Consider the following 6,237-nt stretch of genomic DNA (forward strand, 5'->3'; position numbering starts at 1 on the left):
GATTTGCACATAAAAATCCAGACCTCCGGTACTACTTAAGCCATCCACCGGGGGAGCATTGACGGCAAAAACCTGGGCATCAGGAATTTTTTGAGCCAACTCTCGGTTAATCTGCGCCAACAAACCAAACACCGACCCCTTTTGGCCAGGGCGTTCATCCCAGTTTTTCAGCTTGACGAAAAAGAGGGATTTACTACTGTCATTACCTAAAAAGCTGAATCCCCCCATACCCAAGACGTGCTCCACCTCATCCCGGGCGGCAACAATTTCAGTGGCCTGGGAAATAACGTCTTTGGTGTACTCAATGGAAACCCCGGCGGGGGAATTACCCAGCATGAAAAAATACCCCTGGTCTTCTTCCGGGATAAAGCCGGTGGGGGTCATGTTATACACAAAGGCAGTGAGGGCAATACTAGCAATGTAGATGGGGATAGCTAGCAGTCTCACTTTCAGTAGCATGGTAATAATATTGCCGTACCGTTCCTTCACCCAATCAAAACTGCGGTTAAACACTCCAAAGAACCAAGCCAACGGCCCATGGGATTCTTGGGTGCGGCGCATCAAAATGGCGGACATACTGGGGGAAAAACTGATGGCGTTAAAGGTGGAAACGGCCACTGCGGAGGCCATAATGACCGCGAATTGCTTATAAACAATGCCGGTGGTGCCAGGGAAAAAGGTAACCGGAATGAATACGGCCATCAGCACCAAGGAAGTGGAAATTACCGCTCCCGTCAGTTCCCCCATGGCGTCCAGGGCCGCCTGAAATGGTTTCATGCCCTGGTCCAATTTAACTTCGATCGCCTCCACCACCAGAATGCCGTCATCCACCACTAGACCGGTGGCCAGAATGACCCCAAACAGGGTCAACTGATTCAAGCTAAAACCAAAAGCAAGGGCAAAGGCCATGGCCCCAATTAGGGAAACGGGAATGGCGAGGGCTGGAATCAGGGTGGTGCGCCAATTCTGCAAAAAGATGAAGATAACCAGAATTACCAGCAAAATTGCCTCCACCAGGGTCATCACCGCCTCTTCTAGGGACGCAGTTACAAACAAAGTGTTATCCAAGGCTACTTCTGCGTTCAGTCCCGGCGGAAACATGGGCTTCAACTCGGCCATTTTTTCCTTGACCATGGTGGCGGTGTCCAAGGCGTTGGTGCCGGGCAACTGGTAGATGACAAAGGCCACGGCCGGTGCATTGTTGAACAGGGCCGTTTGAATGTAGTTTTGGGTTCCAATGGTGGCCCGTCCCACGTCTTTAATGCGGATTAAGCCACCGTCTTCCCCCACTTTGACGACAATTTGTTCCGCTTCCTCCGGGGTGGTAAAACGACTCAGGGCCCTGGCGTTAATCTGGAAACGTTGCTTGTCAGTCACCGGCGGTAGGTTAACTCCCCCTACCCCCACTTGGACGTTCTGATTCCGGATGGCATCGAGCACATCGGAGGCGCTTAAATCCCTGGCGGCCAGGGCATCGGGGTCCAACCAAAACCGCATGGCGTATTCGGATGCCCCAATGATGGCGGCGGAACCGACCCCATCAATCCTTTTAATTTCATCCAGCAGCACCCGGTCAACAAAGTTGCTGACAAAAACATCGTCGTAGATGGGTTTGCCCTGGTCATCGTTTTCTGAGTAAACCCCATAGGCGATGGTAACGGAGGGGGACTGGGTTTGGGTGGTTACCCCCTGGCGGTTCACCGCTTCCGGCAAGCTGGCGGAGGCGATCGCCACGTTGTTTTGCACCAATACCTGGGCAATGTTGCGGTCCATTTCCACCGGAAAATAGACGTTGATGGTGGTGGTGCCCGTGTTGTCGGTGTAGGAGTTCATGTAAATCATTTGCTCCGTACCGTTAATCTGCCGCTCTAGCACGGTGGTGACATTATCCACCGCAGTCTGGGCGTCGGACCCCACATAGTTGGTGGTTACCGACACCTGTTTGGGGGCCATGTCTGGCAATTTGGCCAGGGGCAGTAGGGGTAAGGCGATCGCCCCGAGGAGGATGATAACGATGGTGCACACCGTGGTCAGCACGGGGTTTTTGATGAAAACGTTGGAGATACTCAGCAACATAAACCTGGGGGACGGCGGAAAGGCAAACCGGACTCACGGAATCCATTGACGGCAAAAGGGGAAAAAAGCTTCCCCTACCCATGGCGATCGCCGGTGACGGGAATGGCCAGAGTGCAAAGATCCCACCCATCTTAAAGGTTTTTCTGGGCAATGGAGCCAATCCCCATAGTTTCTTTAAATTTGCCTTGCTCCAGACCCCCCAGCTGGGGAAATCCAGAGCCACTTCCTCCCCTAATCAGCGCCCCTATTGGACGTTAATCCGGAACTGCAGGTCATTGAAGTCCAGATCCCCTCCCCAGAAACTGTCCTCAAACTGGAAGGTATCACCCAAAACGCGGATGTGGTCAGCCTTATCCGGATTAGCCCCCAGATAGGAGAAGTAGTTAAAGACATTGCCATCGGACTGACTAACGGTGAGGTAAGGGGCAAACAAGCTCCCCCCGGCCAGTTGCAATACCTGGTTGCTAGTCCCGGCGGTAACAGTAAATTGGGCGGCGGTGTTTTGCAGCGCCACGGCTTGGTAGTTACCATCACCAGGGTTTAGCAGTTGGCCCGTCAGGGGATCCGTAATGGCACCAAACTGATTTTCCACTCGGTAAAAACCAACGGAGAGCCCAAAGGAAGCATCACTGGTAATTTCGTTTATGCCAAGATTTACTGGGCCACTGAGGGAACGGAAATCTAATAATTCCCCATTGATGGGATTTTGGTTCAACTTAATGATTACGTCGTTATAGTCAAAGTCTCCCCCTCCCAGCATGTCTTCCACCCCAAAGGTGTTATCCGCCAGTAACCGGAAATGATCCAGCCCATCGGGATTGGCGTTGATGTAGCTAAAGAAAGCAACGGGGCCAGCGGCGATCGCCTGGTTGGCAGGGTTAACCGTCAGGAATTGATTTTCGGTGCCATTGGAAATGAGGAACGGAGCAATGATTTGCCCTGGGCGAATTTCCCCCCCAATGGGTTGGCCGTTGGAACCAAGGGAAAGACGTTGTCGCACCGCCACTGCGGCATAGTTGGCATCGCCGGGGTTGACCAGTTGACCGGTGGTGTAATCCAGCACTGTGCCCCCCGCATTCTCAACTAAGTAGAAGCCAACAGTATTATCATAGGCAGAGTCACTGACGATCTGAACCCCGATTTGGAAGTTTTGATTGCTCGTATTAGCAAAGATCTCCTGTTGGGCTTGCCCTTGGTAGAGCGTCCCCAAGGGGGCCGGTTGGTCTGTCATTGCCACCCGGAAGACAAAGTCATTAAAGTCCCCGTCTCCTCCCTGGGCACTATCTTCCCAAGCAACAACTATCCCCTGGCCGTCATTACTAGAGACTTGCTGGATTTGATTGCCATTGGCGATCGCCTGACTAAAGAAAACCGGAGTGGATATGGCCCCGGCGGCCTGCTCCCTGAGCACCATATCCAGGGAATTATTTTGGATTAACAGGAAGCCAAAACTATCACTAACTTTGAATTCTTCCATAGTCCGGGTCAGGGATTCGCCGAAAAGCTGAGTCTGTCCACTGATGCCAGTGAACACTACCTGACTATTTTGTAGTGCCGCTTCCAGATAGCCTGCTTGTCCTGGGGCAATGCCATTGATAGTTCCCTGGCGATCGTCCACCCTGAAAATAGCTACCTCATTTTTGAAATCTCCATCCACTTCCACCATGGTGAATTTGAGATGTTCCTGATTGTCAATGGCAACGCTAGCCGTCCGATTATCCCCATTAACATCGGTGATGGTGTAGGTAAACTGATCGACTAGCCCATTAGCAGTGAAAACTCCCGCGTTAGCGGTGAGGCCAATGGCTGGGGGAACGAAACCTCCCTGGGGCAAAATATTGACCGCAAATCGCAGATCATTGAAATCCCGGTCACCAAAAGTCGTATCTTCAAAGCTATAGACGTTATTAGCAAAACGAACATAGTCCACTTGACCCGGATTGGCATCAATGAGGGCAAAGAAGTGATTCACTTGCCCGTTACCCTGGTCAGACGTTAGGAACGGAGCATAGATGTCGCCTCCAGGCAGTTCAATGGATTGAACTGGATTATCTTTACTGATTTGTAGCCCGGGAATGGCGCTGGCCAGGGCCACATTTCTGTATTCCGGGTCCGCTGGGGTTAAAAGTCGCCCCGAAGCTGGATCAAGGATGGTGCCAAAATGATCGAGAACTTGATAAAAGCCGACGGAATTTTTATAGCTAGCATTACTGAAAATATCACTGATTTCTATCCGCACAGGCCCTATGGCTGAGCGTAAATCCAATAACTCTTCATGGATGTGATAGGTCAAGAAATCGTCACTGAAGTTGTTGGGGGTGCCATTATCCCGCAGCACCGCCGTGCCTTTAAGGGGTTGGGTCAGGCTGGTGATCTGAATGCCCAAGCCCTGATCGTTGGCTAAGACATCGACATTGATGGAGCCAAAACCCAGATCGCCAATAACAACGGTACCCCGATCATCGTTGATAGAAATTAGAGAACTAGTCTTAATTTCAAATTGACCTACATCGTTGGTATTGCCTGCATTATCCGTTGCTGTAATGGTGTAGGTTCCATCCCCAGTGTTGGCCCCATTACCTGTGGAGGAACCATTGAAGAAGTCTCCAAACGGATCACTATCTGGGTCAGATGGGTCAGCGTCAATTAATTTGATTGTGTAGGTGGAAGGGTCACCAGGGTTAGCACCGGGGGTTTCCACCACTTCATAGGCATCGGGATCAACGGGGTTACCGTCAGGCCCAAGCAACCCAATCTCTAATCCTGGCTCACCAGTGAAAGTCAGTTCGGGGTTGCCATTACTGCTCAACAAGTCATCGGCACCGGTATCAGTTGCGTCACTGATGTCCAGGGGACTGAAAGGAGAATTGCCATTGTTGGGAGTACCGGGAGAAGTCGTATCAATTTCAAATTGACCTACATCGTTGGTATTGCCTGCATTATCCGTTGCTGTAATGGTGTAGGTTCCATCCCCAGTGTTGGCCCCATTACCTGTGGGGGAGCCATTGAAGAAGTCTCCAAACGGATCGCTATCCGGGTCAGATGGGTCAGCGTCAATTAATTTGATTGTGTAGGTGGAAGGGTCACCAGGGTTAGCACCGGGGGTTTCCACCACTTTATAGCCATCGGGGTCAACGGGGTTACCATCAGGCCCAAGCAACCCAATCTCTAATCCTGGCTCACCAGTGAAAGTCAGTTCGGGGTTGCCATTACTGCTCAACAAGTCATCGGCGCCGGTATCGGTTGCGTCACTGATGTCCAGGGGGCCGGCATTAGGGGCTGTGGTGTTTAATACGGCACTATCGCTGCCATCAGGACCTTGGTTCCCAGCATTATCCGTTATGAATGCACTCACCGTTAAAGTGGTACCTTCGGCGGGTACTGCTACCAGGGTGGTTACTACTCCGGCGGTGATTTGGGCGGTGGTGAGGACAATGGTCTGGGGAGTGGTGCCATCGCTAATGGTCAGAGTGTCCCCGGCAACTAGCCCAGTGGGCAAGGCCATCGATACATCTACTAATCCATTCAATTCCCCAGCACTGATAGTTCCATCGTTGTTGGCATCTTCGGCGATCGTTACGGTGGGTGCTCCGGGGGCGATGGTATCTAATACGGCACTATCACTGCTACTGGTACCTTGATTACCGGCAATATCTGTGACAAAGGCGGTCACCGTTAAAGTGGCACCTTCGGCGGGTACTGCTACCTGGGTGGTTACTACTCCGGCACTGATTTGGGCGGCGGTTAAGACGATGGTTTGGGGAGTGGTGCCATCGCTAATCGTCAGGCTATCTCCGGCTACCGCAGTTCCAGGTAATGCTACCGATACATCTACTAACCCGCTCAGCTCAGCACCATTGATGAAGCCGTCATTATTGGCATCTTCCGTAATCGTTACGGTGGGTGCTCCGGGGGCGATGGTATCTAATACGGCACTATCGCTGCCATCAGGACCTTGGTTCCCAGCATTATCCGTTATGAATGCACTTACCGTTAAAGTGGCACCTTCGGCGGGTACTGCTACCTGGGTGGTTACTACTCCGGCACTGATTTGGGCGGTGGTTAAGACGATGGTTTGGGGAGTGGTGCCATCGCTAATCGTCAGGCTATCTCCGGCTACCGCAGTTCCAGGTAATGCTACCGACACATCTACTAACCCGC

The 6,237-nt window shown here is 52.0% G+C and carries 2 protein-coding genes; both read right to left on the reverse strand.

Annotated features, from left to right (window positions below):
* Positions 1-2,076: efflux RND transporter permease subunit (locus tag IQ219_RS15745; RefSeq protein ID WP_194073232.1), on the reverse strand; the 2,076-nt coding region annotated here is incomplete at its 3' end.
* Between the two features lie 244 nt (positions 2,077-2,320).
* Entirely contained in the window at positions 2,321-6,223 is a 3,903-nt protein-coding gene (locus tag IQ219_RS20580; RefSeq protein WP_368667618.1) for a DUF4114 domain-containing protein, read from the reverse strand.
* Positions 6,224-6,237 lie beyond the last annotated feature (14 nt).

The organism is Synechocystis sp. LEGE 06083 (assembly GCF_015207725.1).
Lineage (GTDB): Bacteria > Cyanobacteriota > Cyanobacteriia > Cyanobacteriales > Microcystaceae > Synechocystis > Synechocystis salina.